Here is a 21,369-nt window from a genome sequence, read left to right as displayed (position 1 = left end):
AAACTTAGCAACCTCTTAACTTTTTATTTTTTTGTTTCAAGTGTAATTTTGTTTCAATTTTCAAAGTTTCAAGTTAATCCTAGAACCTTAGCAACTTTGAGTCTTAAAAAAATTATCCTCTTCTTAATACTTCATCAATCATTCCGTATTCTTTTGCTTCATCAGCAATCATCCAGTAATCACGTTCACTGTCTTTGTGTACTTTATCAAAAGTTTGTCCTGAATGTTGAGAAATAATGTTATACAATTCATCTTTCAGTTTCAACATTTCACGTAAGTTGATCTCCATATCTGTTGCAACTCCCTGGGCTCCTCCTGATGGTTGGTGAATCATTACTCTTGAATGTGGTAAAGCCGAACGTTTACCTGCTGCTCCTGCACATAATAATACCGCTCCCATAGAAGCTGCCATACCGGTACAAATTGTTGCTACGTCTGGTTTAATATATTGCATGGTGTCATAAATTCCTAATCCTGCATAAACACTTCCTCCAGGAGAATTTAGATAAATTTGAATGTCTTTTGAAGCATCAGCACTTTCTAAAAATAATAATTGTGCCTGAACGATATTCGCAATCTGGTCGTCGATACCTGTTCCTAAAAAGATAATTCGGTCCATCATTAATCTCGAAAAAACGTCTAATTGAGAAATATTCAACTGACGCTCTTCAATAATGTATGGAGTCATATTTGTTGGGTTCATTGCAGCTATGATTTTATCATAGTACATCGCGTTTACTCCCTGGTGCTTTGTAGCAAATTTTTTAAATTCTTTACCGTAGTTCATATTTTTAGTTTAAAGTTTGAAAATCTAAAGTCAGAAAGTGACTTAAACGGATAAGACAAAGTTCATACCTTTTTACAAAGGATGCCAATTTGTCTTACTTTTTTGTTTCAGGTTTCAAGTTTCAGGTTATCTACCATTCGTTCCAACAAAAACCTGGAACGTGAAACAGAATAAACTTAAAACAAAAAAGAGCGTCAGAAAAACTCCTGACGCTCAAATATACTTATTTTTTAGAAATTATTCTCCGTATGAAGCGGCAATAAATTCTTCGTAAGTTACTTCTTTTGTTGTTGGATTTGCTTTTTCTTTAAACACTTCCAATAGTTTTTCAGCTACTACCTGCTCAGAAAGTCTTTTCACTTCTTCCTGGTTAGATAAAACTCTTGCAACAATTCCCTGAACTTCTTCGTCAGTTGGATTTGTTTGTCCAAATTGAGCCATTTGCTGTCTGATTGCGTTTGTTGTAAAAGCTTTCAAATCTTCAAATGTAATTTGGATATTGCTTTGAGCCATAGCTTTTCCTTCAATCAATTGAAAACGTAATCCTTTTTCAGATCTTGCGTATTCAACCTCAGCTTCTTCTGCAGAAAGTTTTTTCTCTCCAACAGTTTGCAACCATTTTTTAAGAAATTCAGCCGGTAAATCAAATTTTGTGCTTTCGATCAGGAAGTCCTGAACGTCTAACAATAATTTTTGGTCAGCTTGCTGTGCGAATTGAGCTTCAGCATCTTCTTTAATTTTAGATTTTAAATCTTCTAAAGAAGCTACTTTTCCTTCACCAAAAAGTTTATCAAATAATTCTTGGTTCAATTCTGCCAATTCAGCTCCGTTGATGGCGCTGATAGTAAAGTTTACTTCGATATCTAAACCGTGAACATCATCATGACCTACTTTTAAGTAATCCATTAATTGGTGATCGTCTTCAAATAAACCTTTTGTACTTACTGCCACAACATCACCTACTTTTTTACCAATGAATTTATCAGCAGTCGCTTTGTTGAATGTAGATAAAGCAATTGTAGTTGTATTGTCAATTCCTTTTTCTTCGTTAGAGAAAGTTCCTGTCAAATCAGAATCAGCAACTACCGCTTCTTGTGGAATTGCTTTTCCAAATTGTTTTTGGATACGTTCTACCTGACCGTCGATTAATTTATCGTCAGCAGTTACGATGTATTTTACGATATTGTTTTTAGCTTCTAAATCAATTTCGAAGTTTGGCACTAAACCAATTTCGTATTCAAAAGTTAATTCTTCAGCATCCCAATCAAAGTTTTCGTTTACTTTAGCAAGTGGAGTTCCTAAAAGATTTAATCTCTCAGATTGAACAAAACGCTCTAAAGCTAAATCAACTACTTTTTTAACTTCTTCTTGCTTAATAGCTTTTCCATATTGTTTTTCAACAAGGTCTTTAGGAACTTGTCCTTTTCTAAAACCTTTTACAGTAGCCAATGGCATTTTTTCGTTTATTCTTTTTGCTACCTGACCTTTATAATCCATGTGAACAACTGTCATTACAATTGTTTCATTCACAGCGTCTGTTGCTATTCTTTTAATATCCATCTTCTTCTTTAATTTACATAATAAAATTGGGTTGCAAAATTATAAAATTTTTGCAACCCAACCAAGTTTTTAATCTATTGTATTTGAATACGTTTTCATCACGCTCTCTCTATTTATTTTAATTGTCTTCTCCTACTATTTTGTAAGTAATAGACTGAAGGATAGACAAGATGACACTAAAGAACAATGCTGTCCAAAACGAATCAACAGCAAACCCCCCGACAATATTGGTACAAAACAAAATAATAATCGCGTTTATAACCAACAAAAACAAACCTAAAGTAATAAGTGTAACAGGTAATGTCAGAATAATTAATATTGGTTTTATAAACAGATTCAACAATCCTAAAACAATCGCAACAATTATTGCTGTGCCAAAACTGGTAACAATTACCCCAGGTAGAAATTTAGCGATTAACAACACCAAGCCTGCGGTAACAAGGAGTCTAAGTAATAGTTTCATATTTTTATGATTTAAAATTTTATTTAAAAGTAGTAAAATTTAATAATATAAACCTTTAGTTAAAATTCCGCTGATGGCTTTTTTTTCGTGAGCCAGTAATTTCTCTTTTTCCTCATCAGGTATATCGTGTTGTACTCCTGCATATTCTATAGCATCAAATCCTAAAATTTCATCAAAAATAAGTTTCACCCTTTCCACATGATAGTCAGAAGTAATCACAACAATTGAATCTAAACCATGCTTTAACACTATTTCTTTTGACAGTACAGCATCTTCAACCGTATTAGCGGACAATGCCGGTTCTAAAAAATTTTCCAAACTAAGCCCGTTGTTTAGTAAATACCTCATAGCATAATCAGCATGCGGACGGGGAGCATTATTAAAATGTTCTCCAAAACCGCCTGTACAAATAACACAATGCTCTTTAGTCTTAAAAATATCCAGACAATAACTTAGTCTGTCTAAAGCAATTTTACCTAAATCTCCATCTTCTGAATTTGGAGATCCTAATACAATTATAACTTTCATCATTTTTTAAATGAAACAGAATTTACAGCCTGAAATCAGAACCTACTCTTTCAAAAAGGTAGCTGTCAATTCAAAAAACAATTTCGGATTTTCGGCATGCAGCCAGTGTCCCGCGTTAGGAATGGTTTCGAATTTCGCATTTGGAAAATGCTTCCGTATGGCGTCAAAATCCGAATCTAAAATATAACCTGAATCTCCTCCTCTAATAAATAAGGTATCTTGATCAAAAACCAAACCATCAGCCAGTGCTTTTCCGATAGCATCCAGATTGTTATTAAAAACAGCCAGATTGAATCTAAAAGCCAACTGCCCTGGTGTTGCCCAATATAAATTTTTCAATAAAAACTGTCGGGTACCAAAATCAGGAACATATTGAGCAACGATTGCCTCAACATCATTACGGCTTGGCTTTACCGAAAAATCCACCGCATTTAAGCCTGCCAAAATACCCTGATGGTGTTGCTTGTAAAATCTTGGACCAATATCGGCTACAATTAATTTATCAACTATTCCAGGATATGTAGTTGCAAAAAGCATAGCCACTTTCCCCCCCATTGAATGTCCTAAAAGATCTATTTTATTCAAATGATTGGCCTGACAATATTCAAACACGTCCTGTACCATCGCCTCATAAGACCATTCGTCTGAATGAAAACTGCGGCCGTGATTTCTTAAATCCAAAAGATGAACCTGAAAACCCGCATCGACATATTGTCCAGCAAGTGTTTTCCAGTTATCAGACATCCCTAAAAATCCATGCATGATGACGAAAGGTTTTCCTTCCCCTTCTATTTTCGAATATAACATTTATTATGATTTTAAAAACTGCTCACAAAGGTAAAAAAAGTTTATGTAGCAATCCTTAAACTAATTAGGCTTCATAAGGTAGCTTTATCAGAAAAAAACACCTTTCTAAGATCCGTGCCCAATTTTTAGATTCTAAAATTAATCACGGATTATTACTTCAATTACTTCAACTTATTCAGATACATATTTACTACGTTATCCAAACCAAGGTAAAGTGCTTCCGAAATTAAAGCATGACCAATAGAAACTTCCAATAATCCCGGGATATTCTGTTTAAAGAACTGAATATTATCCAAACTCAGATCGTGACCTGCATTAATTCCTAAATCAAGCTCATTCGACAATTTTGCAGCTTCAATATAAGCATCAATCCCCTTTTTATTCCCTAAGCCATATTGATGCGCAAAAGCCTCTGTATACAATTCAATACGATCTGTTCCTGTTTTTTTTGCTCCTTCAATAACCTCCAGCACCGGATCAACAAAAATCGAAGTTCTGATTCCGTTGCGCTGAAACTCCTGAATAACTTCGGTTAAGTAGGATTGATTAGCTACAGTATCCCAGCCTGCCGACGAGGTAATGGCTCCAATAGCATCAGGAACCAAAGTTACCTGTGTTGGTTTACATTCTAAAACCAAATCGATAAAATTATGCTGTGGATTTCCTTCAATATTATATTCGGTATGTACAATTGCTTTTAAATCGCGTGCATCCTGATAACGAATATGACGCTCATCCGGACGCGGATGAATTGTGATTCCCTGCCCTCCAAAATTCTGAATATCGGTCGCAACTTTTAATAAATCAGGAACATTTCCGCCACGTGCATTTCGCAGCGTTGCAATTTTATTGATATTTACACTTAACTTTGTCATATAAATAGATAATTAATTCTAGTAACACTATATTTGTTACGACAAAAATACAAAGTAAAACGTAGCGTTTTTTGCTATTTTTTGATTATTTTGCATGAAATATCTTCAATAGATCTATGACAGAAATTACAAACTATATCACCAATGATTTCAGAGCGATTGATAGTCAGGAAACGATAGCATCGGTTCAGGACTTTTTTGCTGATTTGAATTTTTCGCATTTTCCGGTTTTGGAAAACGGAATTTTTATTGGAAGTATTGCCGCTGATGATGTCGAAACTTTTGACACAGACAAAAAAGCAATTGACTACAAATACACTTTAGAACGTTATTTTGCCCGAAAATCGATGATATGGCTCGATGTTTTAGAAGTATTTGCAAAAAACCACACCAATACAGTTCCAGTGCTTGACGAAAACAATGCCTATATTGGTTATTATGAAATAGAGGACATCATGAAATTCTTTCATGAAACTCCATTCTTAAAAGAGCAAGGCGGTATTATTATCGTTCAAAAAGGACTTTTGGATTACTCAATGGGGCAAGTTACTCAAATTATAGAAAGCAATAATGGTAAGATCCTAGGTTGTTTTATCTCTGAAGCTGATTTAGAAAATGTTCAGATCACCATAAAAATTGGCATTGGACCGATGAATGAAATTATTCAGACGTTTAGACGATACAATTACGAAATCATCTCAGAACATCAGGAAGACGCCTATATCAACAGCTTAAAAGAACGTTCAGATTATCTGGACAAATACCTAAATATATAAAAGTATTACTGTGCCAATGAGCAAATTAGTTGATTTAATAATCTTTACATTGACTAATTATCTAATTAACACATTGACTCATTATCTAATTCCCTCATTATCTAATTACAAAGAATGAAAGTAGCCATTTACGGGCAGTATTACCAAAACAGTACAGAGCCTATTATTAAAGACATTTTTATTTTTTTCAATTCCAATAATGTCGAAATGGTAATTGAAGAAAACTTCCTGAAGATGCTTTACGAAAAAAACATCGTTAAAAAAGAATACAAAACCTTTTCTTCTACTACCTCGTTAGATCATAGTTTTGAAATGCTTATTAGTATTGGTGGTGACGGAACCATTTTAAGAGCTGCGACTCTGGTACGCAATTCAGGCCTTCCTATATTAGGTATCAACGCAGGAAGATTAGGATTTCTGGCAACCGTTCCAAAAGAAAGTATTGATAATTTTCTACAATTTATCATCGACAAAAACTACACCATCTCCGAAAGAACTTTATTAAGCTTAACTTGCGATCCTAAAAACGACGCCATAGAAGACGATTTAAACTTTGCAATGAACGAAGTCACAGTAAGCCGAAAAGACACCACGTCTATGATTACAGTTGAAACTTATTTAAACAATGAGTATTTAAATTCGTATTGGGCAGATGGCTTAATAATCTCAACACCTACAGGTTCAACAGGCTATTCCTTAAGTTGCGGAGGCCCTATTTTGACCCCAAATGTCGAAAGCTTAGTAATCACTCCTATTGCGCCTCATAATTTAAACGCCAGACCGCTGGTAATCCCGGACAATACCGAAATCAAACTTCGCGTTACCGGAAGAGAAGATCAATATTTAGTCTCTTTAGATTCCAGAATCACTTCTATAAAAAATGAATCCGTTTTAAAAATCAAAAAGACCGATTTTAAAATAAAAATGGTAGAAATACCGGGCGAAACTTTCTTAAAAACCTTGAGGAACAAGCTGCTTTGGGGAGAAGACAAAAGAAATTAAACTGTTTTCTGAATTAGCACTATACGATAATGCTACATTTTCCCGTTCTTCATATAGCGAATCATCATTAAATAGCTCAAAATCATATTGTAAATTGAAAAAAAAGCACATTTATCTAAACAAACTTTGATTCGAATCGATAATTATTATATTTGCACGCAATTTTGAATTAAATGAAGAAAATTTTTAATTTATTGTTATGTTTTTTCCCCTTTATCACACTAAATGCTCAAATCAATGAGATTGGTGTTTTTTTAGGCGGAAGTAACTTTGTAGGAGATGTAGGCAAAACTACCTATATTGCACCGGAAAAACTGGCTTTTGGTGTCTTATACAAATGGAATAAAAGTCCGCGTCACTCCTATCGTTTCTCGTATACACAATCAACCGTTACAGGAAACGATTTCGATTCATCTGAAACAGGAAGAAACAGAAGAGGCTATAGCTTTAAAAATAATGTAAAAGAACTTTCAGCTGGTCTGGAATTCAATTTTTTCGACTTTAATCTGCATGATTATCACAGAAAAGTAACTCCGTATATCTTCTCCGGGCTTAACTTCTTTATGTACGACAAATTGTATCGCTTTACATCAAGTCCAACCGTAACACAATCTATAAGTTCAAGTTCGTTTGCCATACCTATTATATTAGGTATAAAATCAAACATAACTCCAAGTATTGTTCTGGCAGCTGAAGTTGGAGCACGATATACTTTTACAGATGCTATGGACTCCAGCAATCCAAATACAAAAAACACAAACATATTACAGTTTGGAAATTTAAATAATAATGATTGGTATGTCTTCTCTGGTATTACTTTAACTTATACCTTTGGAGAAAAACCTTGCTATTGCGCAGAATAATAAAAATGAATTTAATAGAATCAATAGATCAAACAAATTTACCTCAACATCTGGCCATAATTATGGACGGGAATGGCCGTTGGGCAAAACAACAAGGTTTTTTAAGAGCATTTGGTCACGAAAATGGAACAAAATCTGTAAAAAACACCATAAAAACATGTGCCAAACTTGGTATTGAATACCTGACACTATACGCTTTTTCGACAGAAAACTGGAATCGTCCGAAACTGGAAGTCGAAGCATTGATGAAAATTTTGATCAATTCATTAAAAAAAGAACTTGGAACCCTGCAGGAAAACAACATCAAACTTAATGCAATTGGGAATCTTGAGAAATTACCAAAATCAGCTCAAAAAGAGCTCTTGGATGTAATCGACAAAACAAAAAATAACACCCGTCTTACCTTAACCCTGGCTTTAAGTTACGGATCAAGAGAAGAATTGGTAAATGCCGTGAGAATCATCAGTGATAAAGTTAAAAATAATATAATTTCAATAGACGCTATTGACGATTCAATTATAAATGAGCATCTTTACACGCAAAATTTACCTGACGTAGATTTATTAATAAGAACAAGTGGAGAGCATAGAATAAGTAATTTTTTGCTATGGCAAATCGCCTATGCAGAACTATATTTTACTAATGTCTTATGGCCAGACTTTAAAGACCAAGATTTATATGAGGCTATTATTAGTTATCAAAAAAGAGAACGTAGATTTGGAAAAACCAGTGAACAAATTAAATAATATTTTAGTGTTGCAAAAAAGAATACAAATAGTCTTTACCCTGCTTCTTTTGGGTAGTTTTTCACAAATTAAAGCACAAGAAAGAGTTCCTTTTGATCAGGGAAAAAAATATATTCTTGCTAAAGTTTCTGTTGTTGGTAAAATAAGCTTTAACGAACAAACCGTTGTTACTTTCTCTGGCCTTCAAAAAGGACAAGAAATAGCAGTCCCGGGTGAAGAAATCAGTGGCGCTATTAAAAAATTAGGCAAACTTGGCCTTTTTGACGAAATCTCTTTTTATGTTAACAAAATCGACAACGACAGTATCTATCTGGATCTGAACATTGTCGAACTTCCCAAACTAAATGAAGTCAAATTTGTTGGTATTAAGAAAAATAAAATCGAAGGATTAATTAAGGACAACAATTTGACCAAAAACAAAATTGTCAACGAAAACTTAATCACGACAACCAAAAATTATATTGAAAATAAATATAAAAAAGAAGGTTTTTATAACACCAAAGTTACCATTACCAATACTCCTGACAGTACTGCAGGTAATCATGTAAACATGCTTGTACGGATAGATAAAGGAGATAAGGTCAAAATTAGCAGTATCGATTTCACCGGAAATAAACAGCTTAGCGGAAATCAGTTGCGAGCTGCAATGAAAGATACCAAACAAAAAAACATACTCCGTATCTTAAAATCTTCCAAATTCATCCCTGAAAAATACAAAACTGACTTAGAAAAAGTCGTTGCTGCTTATAAAGAAAAAGGATATCGTGATGCCCGTATTATCTCTGATTCTGTTAAATACGACAAGAAGAAAAATATGCTGGCCATCAAAATTAATGTGGAAGAAGGAAACAAATACTACTTCGGAAACATCAAATTCTTAGGAAATACTGTTTACTCTGATCAATTATTAAACCGTTATTTAGGAATCAAAAAAGGAGAAACCTACAATGGTGTTTTATTGGAAAAACGTATCGCCGACAAGACAAAACCTGATGCAGAAGACATCACAAACTTATATCAAAACAACGGTTACCTGTTCTCTAACATCAACGCTGTAGAGGTAAAAACAGTTAACGATACTATCGATTTTGAAATTAGAGTTACAGAAGGTCCTATCGCCTACTTCAACAAAATATCGGTTGTAGGAAATGATAAAACAAACGATCACGTTATTTATCGCGAATTAAGAACTAAACCGGGAGAAAAATACAGTAAAGAACAATTAGTACGAACAATTCGTGAAATTGGACAATTAGGATTCTTTGATCCTGAAGCCATTGATCCAAAATTCAAAAATGTTGATGCTTCAGCAGGAACTGTTGACATTGAATACCATGTTGTAGAAAAAGGATCCAGCCAGGTCGAACTTCAAGGAGGTTATGGCGGTGGAGGTTTCATCGGAACACTAGGATTATCATTTAACAACTTCTCAGTAAGAAACCTTTTCAACAAAGAATCGTACAAACCATTACCAATGGGAGACGGTCAAAAAGTAGCACTTCGTTTACAAGGAAGTACTTACTTTCAAACCTATAGTGTATCGTTCTCGGAGCCATGGTTTGGAGGAAAAAAACCTGTACAATTTAGTTCTTCTATTTCATATAGTAAGCAATTCCTAAACAATTTCGCTACCAGAAGCGTAGATAAAAGCAAAAGTTTTAACATCTTAACTTTACAAGTTGGTTTAGCTAAAAGACTTACTGTGCCAGACGATTACTTCGTATTGTCACAATCTGTAAGTTACCAACACTATGATTTGAACAATTATAATACAGGATTGTTTACCTTTGGTAACGGAGCGTCAAGAAACTTAGCATATACTATTGGACTATCGAGAAGTAATAAAGGGGTTAACCCAATATTCCCAACCTATGGTTCAGACTTTAGTATTTCTGCAAAAATAACCCCTCCTTATTCATTGTTTAACGGAATTGATTACGGTGATTTAAAAAATCAAAAAGAATACAAAACACAATATACTGGAGCCCCAACTTCTGGTGCAGACGGAAGACCTTTGAACACCGGAGATTACACCAAAACAGAAACAGTAAACGGACAACCGGGAATGGTCAGTGTAGGTTCTGATTATGCAAGTGCAGATACTGACCAGGGTAAAGTGGATCAAAAAAGATACAATTGGCTTGAATATTATAAAATTAAATTTAAAGGAGAATGGTATACCAAACTTTATGGTAAATTAGTAATGCGAACTTTAACAGAGTTTGGATTCTTGGGAGCATACAATCAGGCAAGAGGTGTTGTACCTTTTGAACGTTTCTACTTAGGAGGAAGTGGGCAGCAGAACTATTCAATGGACGGTAGAGAAAATGTTGGATTAAGAGGCTACGACGACAACTCTCTAACTCCGGTAAATGCAAATGGAGATCAGATTGGAGCTACAATCTATAACAAGTTCTCTATGGAATTGCGTTATCCGATTACATTAAAAGCTTCTGCATCGATCTATGCATTAGCATTTTTAGAAGCGGGTTCATCATACCCAACTTTTAAAGCTTACAATCCATTTGATCTGAACCGTTCTGCGGGTGTTGGTTTACGTGTATTCATGCCGGCCTTTGGATTATTGGGTATTGACTGGGGTTACGGTTTCGATCCTCAACCGGGAGAGACTAAGGCGCATGGTAAAGAAATTCACTTTATTATCGGACAACAATTTTAAAAAAACAATAGTTGGTTAAAAATTTTCAAATAAAGTAATGTTATGAGAAAACAATTTTTATTTATATTTTTAGCCCTGATTGTAGCAAATACAAGTCAGGCTCAAACAAGAACGACAAGGATTGGCTACATCGATATGGAGTATATTTTGGAAAATGTTTCTGATTACAAAGAAGCAAAAGCACAATTAGAGCTAAAGGCTCAAAAGTGGAAACAAGAAATAGAAACAAAAAAAATAGACATCAATAATCTTAAAGAAAGCCTTAAAGCCGAAAGAGCTTTACTGACAAAAGAGCTTATTGACGAAAAAGAAACAGAGATTAAATTTCTCGAAACTGAAATGATGGATTACCAGCAAAAGCAATTTGGTTCTGACGGTAATTTAATGCATCAGAAAGCAGGATTAGCAAAGCCTATACAAGATCAGGTTTTTACAGCCGTGCAGGATATTGCCGAAGCAAAAAATTACGATTTTATATTTGACAAATCATCTGATTTAACAATGCTCTTTAGCAATAAAAAGTATGACATTAGCGATCAGGTTATTCGTATTTTGAACCGAACTGAAAAACGCGAACAGCTGTCTAAAAAACAATTGAAAGATCAGGAAACTAAAGAAAAACTGGAAAACGCAATTGATGAGAATCCAGAGATGGCTAACCGACAAAAAACGTTGGATGATAAAAAAGCTGCCAGATTAAAATTGCTTGAAGACAGAAGACTTGAGCAGGAAGCCAAGAAAAAAGAATACGATGACAGGAGAAAAGCATTAGCAGCTGAAAGAGATGCCAAAAAAAATGGCACGGTTTCTGAACCTGCGAAAACAGAACCAGTCAAAACAGAAGGCACAACAGCTAAACCTGCTACTACCAATGTCACACCAACTGAAGGAACAACACCGGCTCAACCGGCAGTGAATAAAACTGAAGAAAGACAAAAACTTTACGAACAACGTAAAAAAGAATTAGAAGACAGAAGAAAGAAAATTTTAGAAGAAAGAGAAGCGGCCAAAAAAGCAAAAGAAGCCGAAATGCAAAAATCAAATACGACCAATAATTAATTAATATTTTTAAAAATGATGAAACAAATCAAAACTTTACTAATTGCTGCAATACTAGTTTTAGGAGCAAGCAACACAATGAACGCGCAAGCTAAGGTAGCTCACGTTGATGTTAGCGAGATTATGTCGAAAATGCCTGCAATGCTAGATGCTCAAAATCAACTACAAAAATTAAGTGGTACATATGATGCTGAATACAAAAAAATGGTTGACGAATATCAAGTAAAAATCAAAAAATACGAAGGAGAAGCTGCAACTGTAACTGACGCTGTAAACGGAGAACGTTCTAAAGAAGTTCAGGACATGCAAAAAAGAATTGTTGACTACAGAGACAACGCTCAAAAAGAATTACAACAAAAAGAAACTGACATCGTAAAACCATTAATGGAAAAAGTAAGAGCTTCTATCCAAAAAGTTGGAAAAGCAAAAGGTTTCCAATACGTATTAGACGGTTCTACTTTATTATTAGCTGATGGTCCAAACATCACTGCTGATGTAAAAAAAGATTTAGGATTCTAATAAACGAATTCTTTACATAAAAAACGGTCCGTACACTTAAAGTACGGACCGTTTTTTATACAATCTACTCCAACCGTAAATTTCACTACCAATATGTAATCTCTCCGAGATACTCGCCTTTATCTACTCCTTTAGGAGTAAGATATCGGTAACCAAAAAACTCAAACAAAACAAAGATGTCCCATAGGGACTAAACCATACTGCAGTAAAAAACTCATCAGCACTACCACAAAAAACAAATTTTGCGTCTTGGTGTCTTCGCGAGTAAAAAAAACATCCTAAGATTTCCTTTTAATTGATATCCCCATTTATTTCAAAAAACCTTAAATTTGTACTATGACAAACAACAATCCTATAGGCGTTTTTGATTCTGGCATTGGAGGAACTTCCATCTGGAGCGCCATTCGTGAGCTACTTCCAAACGAGAAAACCATTTATTTAGCCGACAGTAAAAATGCGCCGTACGGTCAAAGAACAAAAGAAGAGATTGTTGCTTTAAGTAAAAAAAATGTAGATTTTTTACTGGAACAAAACTGCAAACTAATTGTAGTAGCCTGTAATACTGCTACAACCAATGCAATTCGCGAACTTCGTGCTGATTACGATATTCCCTTTATAGGAATTGAACCGGCTATTAAACCGGCTGCCACCAATTCGAAAACACAGGTAATTGGAATATTAGCTACCAAAGGAACCTTAAACAGTGAATTGTTCAATAAAACTGCCGAAATGTTTCAACATACTACTATTATTGAACAGGTAGGCTACGGACTCGTGCAGCTTATTGAAGATGGGAACCTTTACTCTCCAGAAATGACTCAATTACTAGAATCCTACCTGCAACCCATGATCGATGCCAATATCGATTACCTTGTTCTGGGATGCAGTCATTACCCCTATTTGATCCCGCAAATCAAAAAGATACTTCCGGAACACATTCGCATTATTGATTCGGGAGAAGCTGTTGCAAGACAAACACAAAATATTCTGCGTGAAACAGTTGGTTTCACTGCCAACCCAAAAAGCGATCCTGTATTTTATGTCAATTCAAATCCTGAGGTTTTAAAATCGATTTTAGAGTACAAATATCCTGTCATCGAAAAGGATTTTTAAAGCACTACTCGAATTTTCGCTTGACGAACCAAATTCCGTCCAAAGATAAATTAAGGGATATTTTATGATAATTTTCTTTGATTAGATTATCCGAAATCCTTCCTCTTTGTCCATACGAATAAGAAATATTTAAAGATGAATATGTGTTTTCGATGGGCAAAGTAAGCCCTATTGAAATTGCAGCATTGTTAATTCTTTTTCCATCAATTTCCAGATAACCGGTGTCAAAATTTGCTCCTGCGGCATACTGTACCCTATCCCAATATTTGCGAACATTTTTTCTCCCACTGTAGGTAAATCCCAAAGCAAACCGATCCTGGTTTACAAAATTGCCGTACAATTCAGATTGATTGGTATTGCCCCACAAGCTTTTCTCATAATCGAGCGTCATATTTAAATTGTTCCTGAAACGCTTACTGATTCCGATACCCATTTCTAAAGGCATATAATAATCATCTGTATCCGAAGCTACATTAGACTCTATTGTTGTTACTACATCATCGGCAATGGTTTGAACAGTCTGCACTTTGGACGCCTTTATCCGGCTTGGCACTTTAAAAGTTGTTGCAACGGTAAAAGTAGAATCAATTTGGTACTGAGCACCTAATGTTGCACGCAGACCATTGTAATTTGTTTTTTTTTGAATGCTTGTGACGGAATTCATGATTAAAAAACTTCTGTTGTCGGTTGTATTTCCAAACAGCACAGATGCCGAAGCTCCAACGGATAATTTCTTACCGAATCGGTAGCCATAAGACAAATCTAAATTATTTAATCCGCCGGAACCTGCCGCAGTTAAATAATAAAAATCCTGACTGTTTTCTATTGGTAATTTTAAGTTCGAAATTTTAAAAGCCGCACTCGAGTATGGACGTATCGCGATACTAAATCCTGAATTTTTAGTTACCGGAAAAGCAAACGCCAAATGTGAAAATTGAAAATTATTACGACTTTCGCTTCGTGAACTGCCTTGATAAGTGGTCGAAATGGCTTTTCCTCCAATATCAAACATAAAATGGTACTGTGGCAGATACCCTAAGGAAGCTGGATTTAGATTATTGATAAAAGTAGCAGACGGTAAAGCAATTCCCGAAGATCCAATAGACGGAATATCTCCAAAATCGGAGTCATACACACTTCCTAGACCATATAACGAATAAGGAGAACTTGAAATACTTTGAGAAAACGAAGTAAGCGACATCAAAATGAGACAGCTTAAACAGATAATTTTAGTTTTCATTTAATAAGAGATGTAATAAATTTTAAGCTGAAGTTTATTGTTCAAATGTTTTTGATCACCTAAAACAATCCGATTCACTGTTTTGGAAATTCCGGGTAAGGTGAGAATAAGAGAGGACCTGATATTAGATTGTTTCAACATTTCTTTCTGCAGGAAATAACCAATCGGAATCGAATAACCAACATTTTCATTAAACTCATCACTCTTCTTATTCAAAAGACCAAATACTGCAGTTCCGGCTGAATTGACCAATGAAGTACTAATTCGGTTTAAGTTGTCGCTTACATAAATTTTTAAAGAATCTGCCAGTGGGTATTTTTCTGAGTAGGTATTGTTAACCGCTTTTAGAACCAATTGCGCATCAACAATTGCCCCATTAGCCGAAATATTCTTCAATTGTTTAATGTTTGGAAAATCAATCCTACAAGCGACTCCGGTACCAGCTTGAATAAACCCCTGTCGATTGGTCAATAAACTTGATAATTTACTATTCGAGGGAGGCAAATTTTGAATTATTGTCCCGGTTTTATCCGACGAAATAGAATTAAATTGCTTTTGCGCATCTGAAATTTCAAAATCAATGATGTACGGAATTTCCTCAGTATTTGCCTGATATTTTGAATAATACAGCCGCACTTTACTCGTCGCCACATGAAAGCCAATAACACTTCCTGAATTTGAAGTAGACGGAACAAGAACTAGCCCTTTTAAATATTCATTAAAACTATCAAAATCTGTGATTTCTCTCTTCTTGAGTTTCTGAAAAAGTGCGGCTCCAAAAGCACTGCTCATCTTAATATTAACAGAATCCTTCTCAACTGGTCTGGGTTTGAATGAAATAGCGCCCAGACTTTCATCACTATAACTTAAAACCGAATTGTTATAAAAATTGTAATTCTCAGTATTGGGTTTTACTTTCTGAATCAGTCGATGAATATGAAATGTCTGCACTCTGGTGGTATCCCCATAATAGTACTTATCGTATTTAAGAATCATCGAAATGGAATCAAAAACATAGTTGGTAGTTTCCGTATCAGATCCGTCATTTTTTAAAGTATAAGAATCTGAAGCCAGTTGAAAATAACTGTTCGATTTTACTTTTCCATAAATCGGGTCTTCATAATTCCCAACCAAAATCCGCTTTTGATTGGAAGTAACCAAAGAGTCAAAGTTTATTGTTGACACCTCTACACTCATGGTATCAATCAAAATAACCTTATTGCCTACAGCCAGATAATCGGAGCCAACCACAAACTCGCCTGCATCCGAATCGGTTCCGCATGAAAACAGGCCGATCGCTAAAAACAACATCAATATATACTTGTGCATAATCTAATTTTTTGAACAAATATAAACGCCCCTCTTTCGCGCTGCATCATAACATATACAGTCCTGCTTTTTTGCACTATAAACAGCCATAAATCATCTATAACAGATCAATCACCAGTCAATACCCTATTCAGCCGTAAAAACGGCTGTTTAGTCTATCAAAAATAGCCATACATATATCTTCTTTTTTTTAAAACTATTAGCCTCCTACTTTTGAACCAATAAATAAACAATGAAAATAAGAATCCTAATTAGTTCGATTCTGTTGATTTCGTTTTTTAGTATGAAAGCTCAGGAGCAAATTGAAATTAACCTTAGTTTAAAAACGGAACCAACAAATAAAATTGATTTCACCCAAAGCAGTATTGACATTTTCTACAGCAATAAATTGAATGGTAAAACCAAAATAACAAACACATTAGAATATTCGAATCTGAGTGCGAATTATGAATTAGAGAGTTACAAAACGAGAGAAGATGAAGAACAATTCAATCAAATTCAAAACAAATTTGAGATTTCACATGATCTTTCAAATACAATGAATTTGAATTTTTTGATTATCCCAACGCTAAATTTCCAAAGTAATGCCAATCTGAGCGATCTTTCTCTTTTGGGAAGTTTAGAAATGAGTCAACAGTTCAATTCACGAGCAAGCCTTAAGATTGGAATTGCGAGATCGACTGCACTGGGCAATGCTAAGTTCTTACCTATAGTGTCTTTCCTCTATACATTTAACAATGAAAACAGTTTGCAAATTGGTTTTCCGGATTCAAAGATTACCTACTCGAATACTGTCCGCAACAAGTTTAGACTGACCAATAGTTTTAATGGTAGTTTTTATCATTTAAATGCCACAAATCAATCGATTAACAATGCTGTAAAGACTACTTTGTCACAAATGACTACTGCATTTGAATATGAAAGAAATGTAGACAAAAACTGGTTTCTCAATTTTAAAGCCGGATATGATTTTAACAAAAAATACAACCTGATTGACAGAGACAATCATAAAGTCTACGATTTTAATCCTGGTAACGGATATGTCTTGGGAATTGGCATCAAATACAAACACTAAATAAACTTAATACATTATGAATAATTTTAAAAAAGGAATAGTATTCGCAGCGTTGTTTTCAAGCCTCTTTTTTATAGGCTGCAGCAACGATAGCGACGAAGATTTAATAGGAAACTGGATTAAAAAGTCCGCATTTGACGGACCAGCCAGATCCAGTGCAACTAGTTTTGTAATTGGCGATTATGCTTATGTAGCAACAGGTTATACCGGAGATGTTTATTTAAAAGATTTATGGTCTTATAATTCGACCGGAGATTACTGGGAACAAAAAGCTGATTTTCCAGGCATCGGAAGAAGTTCTGCCTCGGCTTTTGCTCTAAATCAAAAAGGTTATATTGGTTTGGGCTATGACGGAACGAATAAATTAAAAGACTTTTATCAGTACAATCCCACCAACAATACCTGGACTCAAAAAACTGATTTCGCCGGAACGGGCCGTTACGCAGCAGTAGGTTTTCAGGCCGGTGGAAAAGCTTATTTTGGGACTGGTTATGACGGAAATTATCTGAAAGATTTCTATCAATACAACGACCAGACCAATGCCTGGACTCTTGTAAATGGTTTTAGCGGAAATAAAAGACGTAACGCAACTGCTTTTGTAATTGCCGATAAAGTTTATCTTGGAACAGGAAGTAATAACGGTGTTTATCAGGAAGACTTTTGGGAATTTAATCCCGCAACCGATGTGTGGACCAGAAAACGCGACATCGATAAAGATACCGATGATGACAACTCTTACAATGACGATTATGCTATTGTTCGCTCAAATGCCTCAAGTTTTACAATGAACGGTTTAGGATATGTTGTAGGCGGTGAAAACATCAAAACGATCTGGGAGTATAATCCAACTACCGATTTATGGGCAGAAAAAACACCCATGGAAGGCGCCAGCCGAACAGATGCTGTAGGTTTTGCGATCAACAATCGTGGTTTTTATATGTTGGGAAGAACAGGCTCCACTTATTTTGACGATGCCTGGGAATTTAAACCTTTAGAGGAGCAAACAAGTGATGACAACTAAAATAAAAATGCAGTTCTTCTGGAGTAAAATCTGGAAGAATGTATTACTTATGATACTCATTTTACAATTTTTAGCCTGTGCGAAAAATGAAACTTTTAAAATCGAAGCCTTCAAAACTACGTCAGGTTGGGGTTATTCGATTGCTTTAAAGAACAAAATCATTATCAAGCAGGCTATTATTCCCGTCATTAACGACTCTAAAAGTTTTGTAACAGAAAGTGATGCTTTAAAAGTGGCAAATTTAGTCGTAATCAGGCTCAATCAAAATAGATCGCCAACAGTAACCAAAAATGATTTAATTTTATTAAAAATAAAATTATAAATGAAACTCGATACAATCAGAAATACAAGTTCAAACAAAATTTTGCTTCATGCTATCATCTGGGTTTTCTTTATTCTGACTTCATTAATTCAATTTTATGAAAGTCCGTTTAAAGTCAGTACTGATTTTTATGTGCAGTGGAGTACGGGAATTGTTTTGTTTTATCTGAACTATTTTTATCTGGTTCCTGTTTTACTTTTAGAGAAAAAATACTGGCTCTATTTTGTGTTTGTATTTGTCCTGATTTTGCTTTTTATGATTATCAGAATCAATTATTTTATTCCTGATTTTAGTCAGGCAAGACCTCTAAAAAATTTACCTCCTCCAGGTGATCTTAAATTAATGTACAGAGGAACAAGAGTAAGAGCGGTCTTAGCGACAAGACAGCCTTTGTTTTTTAAAATTGGCCCTTCTTTTTTTTATATTTTAATCATCACCATCAGTGCTATTATCAGAACACTAACAGAATTTTACAACAATCAGCAAAACAAATTAATTGCCGAAACCCATCGAACAAATACAGAATTAATTTATTTGCGCAAACAAACCAATCCGCATTTTTTATTCAATTCTTTAAATAGTATTTATTCTCTGGCACACAAAAAATCTGATTTAGTTCCTGATGCCATCGTTACCTTATCTGAACTAATGCGGTATATGCTGTATGAAACCGATAATAAAACAGTTGATTTAGAAAAAGAAATCAATTATATCCAAAACTACATTGAACTACAAAAACTAAGATTAAACAATATTGAAGACATCGTTATCAATGTTCATGGAGACACCAGAAACAAGTTTATTGAGCCCCTGTTATTGATTTCGTTTGTCGAAAATGCATTCAAATACGGAACAGATTATAAAGGTGCAGCCCATGTTAAAATTAAGATATTCATTCTGAACAGCAGTCTGGATTTCTGGATCGAAAATACAATTGAAAACTATATTAAAGATCCAGGAAATTCAGGTATCGGATTAGTGAATATCCAAAACCGCCTGGATTTACTCTATCCCAATGCGCACAAACTTGATATAACGCAGGATGACAAATATTTTCGTGTGCATTTGAATCTGGAATTAGATAAAATTCAAACTGCAATTAATTGAATATGATGAATTACAATTTCATAAAAAATTCCCTCATAACAAGACCCCGAAGACAGAAGAGGTATTTAAAATATGGCCCGTATTTTATGATAATTTTAAAACTTATTTTACTGGTTTAAAAGTACTTTTGGCTCTAAACAAAATTTTTAAAATTAAAACTTCAGCAGATGAAATGTGTAATTATAGACGATGAACCTTTAGCGGTTGAGCTACTGGAAGATTTTGTTCGAAAAGTAGATTCTCTGGAATTAGTCCATACTTTTAACAATGCTATTGATGCTGTTTCTTTTATCAATCAAAACAATGTTGATTTGATTTTTCTGGACATACAGATGCCCCATTTCTCCGGAATTGATTTTTTAAATACGATTGAAAAGAAACCCTTGGTTATTTTTACAACCGCTTTTTCTGATTATGCTGTAGAAGGTTTTAATCTGGGTGCAGTAGATTATCTGGTAAAACCCATTCCGTTCCATCGTTTTCTAAAGTCGGTCGTACGGGCACAGCAGGTTTTACACCCGGCCACAACGGTTCAGGCTATTTCTGAAAACACTGCCGGAGCTGAAACAGAACAGGATTTTATGTTCGTAAGAGCAGAATACGAAAATGTAAAAATGAATTTTTCTGATATACTATTTATCGAAGGACTTAAAGATTACGTAAAAATATATACTATTGATAATAAATTTACACTTACCCTAATTAGTTTAATCAAACTTGAAAACCTGCTTTCAAACAAAGGTTTTTCGCGAATTCACCGCTCTTATATCATCAATATAAAACATGTAAAATCCATTCAAAAAAATAAAGTTTTGATTAGTGACAAACGAATTCCAATTAGCGAAAGTTATAAAACAGCTTTTTTCGAAAGGATAAATTTATAATTTATTAAATTCCAAAAATAGAAATTCCAAATTCCAAAAGTGTCAAACCTTGAAATTTGGAATTTCTATTTTTTTGATTATTTTTTTTATTCTTCATTTTTAAACCAACCGGAATACATTACGTAATTGTTTGAAATACGTTCAATTTCACCTGCAAAATCTGACTGATCGATGTCCTTGACTTTTTTAGCCGGAACACCCGCATAAATACTTCCTGAAGTAATTACTGTATTTTGGGTAACAACAGCACCAGCCGCAATAATTGAGTTGCTTTCGACAACACAATTGTCCATAACGATAGCACCCATCCCGATCAAAACATTATCGTGAATCGTACAGCCGTGAACAATAGCATTATGTCCTATCGAGACATTATTTCCTATAATAGTAGGGTGTTTTTGATAAGTGCAATGAATAACAGCCCCATCCTGAATATTCACCTTATTTCCAATTGTAATAAAGTTAACATCACCGCGAATAACGGCGTTAAACCAAACACTGCAAGAAGCTCCAAAAGTAACTTCACCCACAATTGTAGCATTTTCAGCAACATAACAATCCTCTGGAATCAAAGGTGTTTTTCCATTTACAGATTTAATTAGCATACTATTTT

At 34.5% G+C, this 21,369-nt stretch carries 22 protein-coding genes; 13 read left to right on the top strand and 9 right to left on the bottom strand.

The window, feature by feature from the left end:
* Positions 1-112: 112 nt before the first annotated feature.
* The 6 genes from clpP to OGZ34_RS08270 form a co-directional block, all read right to left on the bottom strand.
* Positions 113-787, bottom strand: coding sequence for an ATP-dependent Clp endopeptidase proteolytic subunit ClpP (gene clpP, locus OGZ34_RS08295; RefSeq protein ID WP_089054473.1), 675 nt, complete (start codon positions 785-787; stop codon positions 113-115).
* A 237-nt stretch (positions 788-1,024) separates the two neighbouring features.
* A complete protein-coding gene (locus OGZ34_RS08290; protein ID WP_173965459.1) occupies positions 1,025-2,347 on the bottom strand; it encodes a trigger factor in 1,323 nt (440 codons plus the stop codon).
* 118 nt (positions 2,348-2,465) lie between these two features.
* A complete protein-coding gene (locus OGZ34_RS08285; RefSeq protein ID WP_263362718.1) occupies positions 2,466-2,810 on the bottom strand; it encodes a phage holin family protein in 345 nt (114 codons plus the stop codon).
* A gap of 39 nt (positions 2,811-2,849) precedes the next feature.
* Complete coding sequence (locus OGZ34_RS08280; RefSeq protein ID WP_263362717.1) at positions 2,850-3,341, bottom strand: YdcF family protein; 492 nt, start codon at positions 3,339-3,341, stop codon at positions 2,850-2,852.
* Between the two features lie 39 nt (positions 3,342-3,380).
* On the bottom strand, positions 3,381-4,145 hold the full coding sequence (locus OGZ34_RS08275; protein ID WP_263362716.1) for an alpha/beta fold hydrolase: 765 nt from the start codon (positions 4,143-4,145) through the stop codon (positions 3,381-3,383).
* Between the two features lie 161 nt (positions 4,146-4,306).
* Positions 4,307-5,020 carry a pyridoxine 5'-phosphate synthase gene (locus OGZ34_RS08270; RefSeq protein WP_263362715.1) on the bottom strand — a complete coding sequence of 238 codons (714 nt, stop codon included), beginning with the start codon at positions 5,018-5,020 and terminating at the stop codon, positions 4,307-4,309.
* Between the two features lie 116 nt (positions 5,021-5,136).
* Here OGZ34_RS08270 and OGZ34_RS08265 point away from each other — a divergent pair, with 116 nt between their 5' ends.
* From OGZ34_RS08265 to murI, 8 genes are all read left to right on the top strand, one after another.
* Complete coding sequence (locus OGZ34_RS08265; protein ID WP_173965454.1) at positions 5,137-5,796, top strand: CBS domain-containing protein; 660 nt, start codon at positions 5,137-5,139, stop codon at positions 5,794-5,796.
* A 114-nt stretch (positions 5,797-5,910) separates the two neighbouring features.
* On the top strand, positions 5,911-6,798 hold the full coding sequence (locus OGZ34_RS08260; RefSeq protein ID WP_173965453.1) for an NAD kinase: 888 nt from the start codon (positions 5,911-5,913) through the stop codon (positions 6,796-6,798).
* A 173-nt stretch (positions 6,799-6,971) separates the two neighbouring features.
* Positions 6,972-7,661 carry a type IX secretion system protein PorG gene (porG, locus tag OGZ34_RS08255; RefSeq protein WP_173965452.1) on the top strand — a complete coding sequence of 230 codons (690 nt, stop codon included), beginning with the start codon at positions 6,972-6,974 and terminating at the stop codon, positions 7,659-7,661.
* Between the two features lie 5 nt (positions 7,662-7,666).
* Positions 7,667-8,407 carry an isoprenyl transferase gene (locus tag OGZ34_RS08250; RefSeq protein WP_173965451.1) on the top strand — a complete coding sequence of 247 codons (741 nt, stop codon included), beginning with the start codon at positions 7,667-7,669 and terminating at the stop codon, positions 8,405-8,407.
* Entirely contained in the window at positions 8,340-11,087 is a 2,748-nt protein-coding gene (locus OGZ34_RS08245; protein ID WP_263362714.1) for a BamA/OMP85 family outer membrane protein, read from the top strand. Before OGZ34_RS08250 ends, OGZ34_RS08245 begins: the two co-directional genes overlap by 68 nt.
* Before the next feature lie 42 nt (positions 11,088-11,129).
* Positions 11,130-12,146 (top strand): OmpH family outer membrane protein, encoded by a 1,017-nt coding sequence (locus OGZ34_RS08240; protein WP_263362713.1) that lies wholly within the window; start codon positions 11,130-11,132, stop codon positions 12,144-12,146.
* 15 nt (positions 12,147-12,161) lie between these two features.
* Positions 12,162-12,665 carry an OmpH family outer membrane protein gene (locus OGZ34_RS08235; RefSeq protein ID WP_173965448.1) on the top strand — a complete coding sequence of 168 codons (504 nt, stop codon included), beginning with the start codon at positions 12,162-12,164 and terminating at the stop codon, positions 12,663-12,665.
* A gap of 336 nt (positions 12,666-13,001) precedes the next feature.
* The gene (gene murI / locus OGZ34_RS08230; protein ID WP_263362712.1) at positions 13,002-13,778 is read left to right on the top strand and encodes a glutamate racemase; all 777 of its coding nucleotides are present in this window, start codon (positions 13,002-13,004) and stop codon (positions 13,776-13,778) included.
* 4 nt (positions 13,779-13,782) lie between these two features.
* On the opposite strand, the gene OGZ34_RS08225 is transcribed toward murI, so the two are convergent.
* Together OGZ34_RS08225 and OGZ34_RS08220 are read right to left on the bottom strand one after the other, a co-directional pair.
* On the bottom strand, positions 13,783-15,018 hold the full coding sequence (locus OGZ34_RS08225) for an aromatic hydrocarbon degradation protein (protein WP_263362711.1): 1,236 nt from the start codon (positions 15,016-15,018) through the stop codon (positions 13,783-13,785).
* Positions 15,019-16,347, bottom strand: a complete 1,329-nt coding sequence (locus tag OGZ34_RS08220; RefSeq protein ID WP_263362710.1) for a DUF4270 domain-containing protein — start codon at positions 16,345-16,347, stop codon at positions 15,019-15,021.
* Positions 16,348-16,579: 232 nt separating this feature from the next.
* Here OGZ34_RS08220 and OGZ34_RS08215 point away from each other — a divergent pair, with 232 nt between their 5' ends.
* The 5 genes from OGZ34_RS08215 to OGZ34_RS08195 all read left to right on the top strand — a co-directional run bounded on the left by OGZ34_RS08215 (position 16,580) and on the right by OGZ34_RS08195 (position 20,756).
* On the top strand, positions 16,580-17,422 hold the full coding sequence (locus tag OGZ34_RS08215) for a DUF6268 family outer membrane beta-barrel protein (protein ID WP_263362709.1): 843 nt from the start codon (positions 16,580-16,582) through the stop codon (positions 17,420-17,422).
* 16 nt (positions 17,423-17,438) lie between these two features.
* Positions 17,439-18,443: a Kelch repeat-containing protein gene (locus OGZ34_RS08210; RefSeq protein ID WP_263362708.1), complete on the top strand. Its 1,005-nt coding sequence runs from the start codon at positions 17,439-17,441 to the stop codon at positions 18,441-18,443.
* A 49-nt stretch (positions 18,444-18,492) separates the two neighbouring features.
* The gene (locus OGZ34_RS08205) at positions 18,493-18,765 is read left to right on the top strand and encodes a DUF4907 domain-containing protein (RefSeq protein WP_263362707.1); all 273 of its coding nucleotides are present in this window, start codon (positions 18,493-18,495) and stop codon (positions 18,763-18,765) included.
* Positions 18,766-19,872 carry a sensor histidine kinase gene (locus OGZ34_RS08200; RefSeq protein ID WP_173965442.1) on the top strand — a complete coding sequence of 369 codons (1,107 nt, stop codon included), beginning with the start codon at positions 18,766-18,768 and terminating at the stop codon, positions 19,870-19,872.
* A gap of 167 nt (positions 19,873-20,039) precedes the next feature.
* Complete coding sequence (locus tag OGZ34_RS08195) at positions 20,040-20,756, top strand: LytR/AlgR family response regulator transcription factor (protein ID WP_173965441.1); 717 nt, start codon at positions 20,040-20,042, stop codon at positions 20,754-20,756.
* Positions 20,757-20,842: 86 nt separating this feature from the next.
* On the opposite strand, the gene OGZ34_RS08190 is transcribed toward OGZ34_RS08195, so the two are convergent.
* Positions 20,843-21,361, bottom strand: a complete 519-nt coding sequence (locus OGZ34_RS08190) for a gamma carbonic anhydrase family protein (protein ID WP_173965440.1) — start codon at positions 21,359-21,361, stop codon at positions 20,843-20,845.
* Positions 21,362-21,369 lie beyond the last annotated feature (8 nt).

The sequence above is a fragment of the Flavobacterium collinsii genome, from assembly GCF_946903285.1.
Classification (GTDB): Bacteria; Bacteroidota; Bacteroidia; order Flavobacteriales; family Flavobacteriaceae; genus Flavobacterium; species Flavobacterium collinsii.
Note: the sequence above shows the minus strand (reverse complement) of the source record. Positions and strands in the feature narration are given on the sequence as shown.

Coding starts and splice junctions, on each gene's coding strand:
- clpP (WP_089054473.1), bottom strand. CDS start 787: ATGAACTACGGTAAAGAATTTAAAAAATTTGCTACAAAGCACCAGGGA.
- OGZ34_RS08290 (WP_173965459.1), bottom strand. CDS start 2,347: ATGGATATTAAAAGAATAGCAACAGACGCTGTGAATGAAACAATTGTA.
- OGZ34_RS08285 (WP_263362718.1), bottom strand. CDS start 2,810: ATGAAACTATTACTTAGACTCCTTGTTACCGCAGGCTTGGTGTTGTTA.
- OGZ34_RS08280 (WP_263362717.1), bottom strand. CDS start 3,341: ATGATGAAAGTTATAATTGTATTAGGATCTCCAAATTCAGAAGATGGA.
- OGZ34_RS08275 (WP_263362716.1), bottom strand. CDS start 4,145: ATGTTATATTCGAAAATAGAAGGGGAAGGAAAACCTTTCGTCATCATG.
- OGZ34_RS08270 (WP_263362715.1), bottom strand. CDS start 5,020: ATGACAAAGTTAAGTGTAAATATCAATAAAATTGCAACGCTGCGAAAT.
- OGZ34_RS08265 (WP_173965454.1), top strand. CDS start 5,137: ATGACAGAAATTACAAACTATATCACCAATGATTTCAGAGCGATTGAT.
- OGZ34_RS08260 (WP_173965453.1), top strand. CDS start 5,911: ATGAAAGTAGCCATTTACGGGCAGTATTACCAAAACAGTACAGAGCCT.
- porG (WP_173965452.1), top strand. CDS start 6,972: ATGAAGAAAATTTTTAATTTATTGTTATGTTTTTTCCCCTTTATCACA.
- OGZ34_RS08250 (WP_173965451.1), top strand. CDS start 7,667: ATGAATTTAATAGAATCAATAGATCAAACAAATTTACCTCAACATCTG.
- OGZ34_RS08245 (WP_263362714.1), top strand. CDS start 8,340: ATGAGGCTATTATTAGTTATCAAAAAAGAGAACGTAGATTTGGAAAAA.
- OGZ34_RS08240 (WP_263362713.1), top strand. CDS start 11,130: ATGAGAAAACAATTTTTATTTATATTTTTAGCCCTGATTGTAGCAAAT.
- OGZ34_RS08235 (WP_173965448.1), top strand. CDS start 12,162: ATGATGAAACAAATCAAAACTTTACTAATTGCTGCAATACTAGTTTTA.
- murI (WP_263362712.1), top strand. CDS start 13,002: ATGACAAACAACAATCCTATAGGCGTTTTTGATTCTGGCATTGGAGGA.
- OGZ34_RS08225 (WP_263362711.1), bottom strand. CDS start 15,018: ATGAAAACTAAAATTATCTGTTTAAGCTGTCTCATTTTGATGTCGCTT.
- OGZ34_RS08220 (WP_263362710.1), bottom strand. CDS start 16,347: ATGCACAAGTATATATTGATGTTGTTTTTAGCGATCGGCCTGTTTTCA.
- OGZ34_RS08215 (WP_263362709.1), top strand. CDS start 16,580: ATGAAAATAAGAATCCTAATTAGTTCGATTCTGTTGATTTCGTTTTTT.
- OGZ34_RS08210 (WP_263362708.1), top strand. CDS start 17,439: ATGAATAATTTTAAAAAAGGAATAGTATTCGCAGCGTTGTTTTCAAGC.
- OGZ34_RS08205 (WP_263362707.1), top strand. CDS start 18,493: ATGATACTCATTTTACAATTTTTAGCCTGTGCGAAAAATGAAACTTTT.
- OGZ34_RS08200 (WP_173965442.1), top strand. CDS start 18,766: ATGAAACTCGATACAATCAGAAATACAAGTTCAAACAAAATTTTGCTT.
- OGZ34_RS08195 (WP_173965441.1), top strand. CDS start 20,040: ATGAAATGTGTAATTATAGACGATGAACCTTTAGCGGTTGAGCTACTG.
- OGZ34_RS08190 (WP_173965440.1), bottom strand. CDS start 21,361: ATGCTAATTAAATCTGTAAATGGAAAAACACCTTTGATTCCAGAGGAT.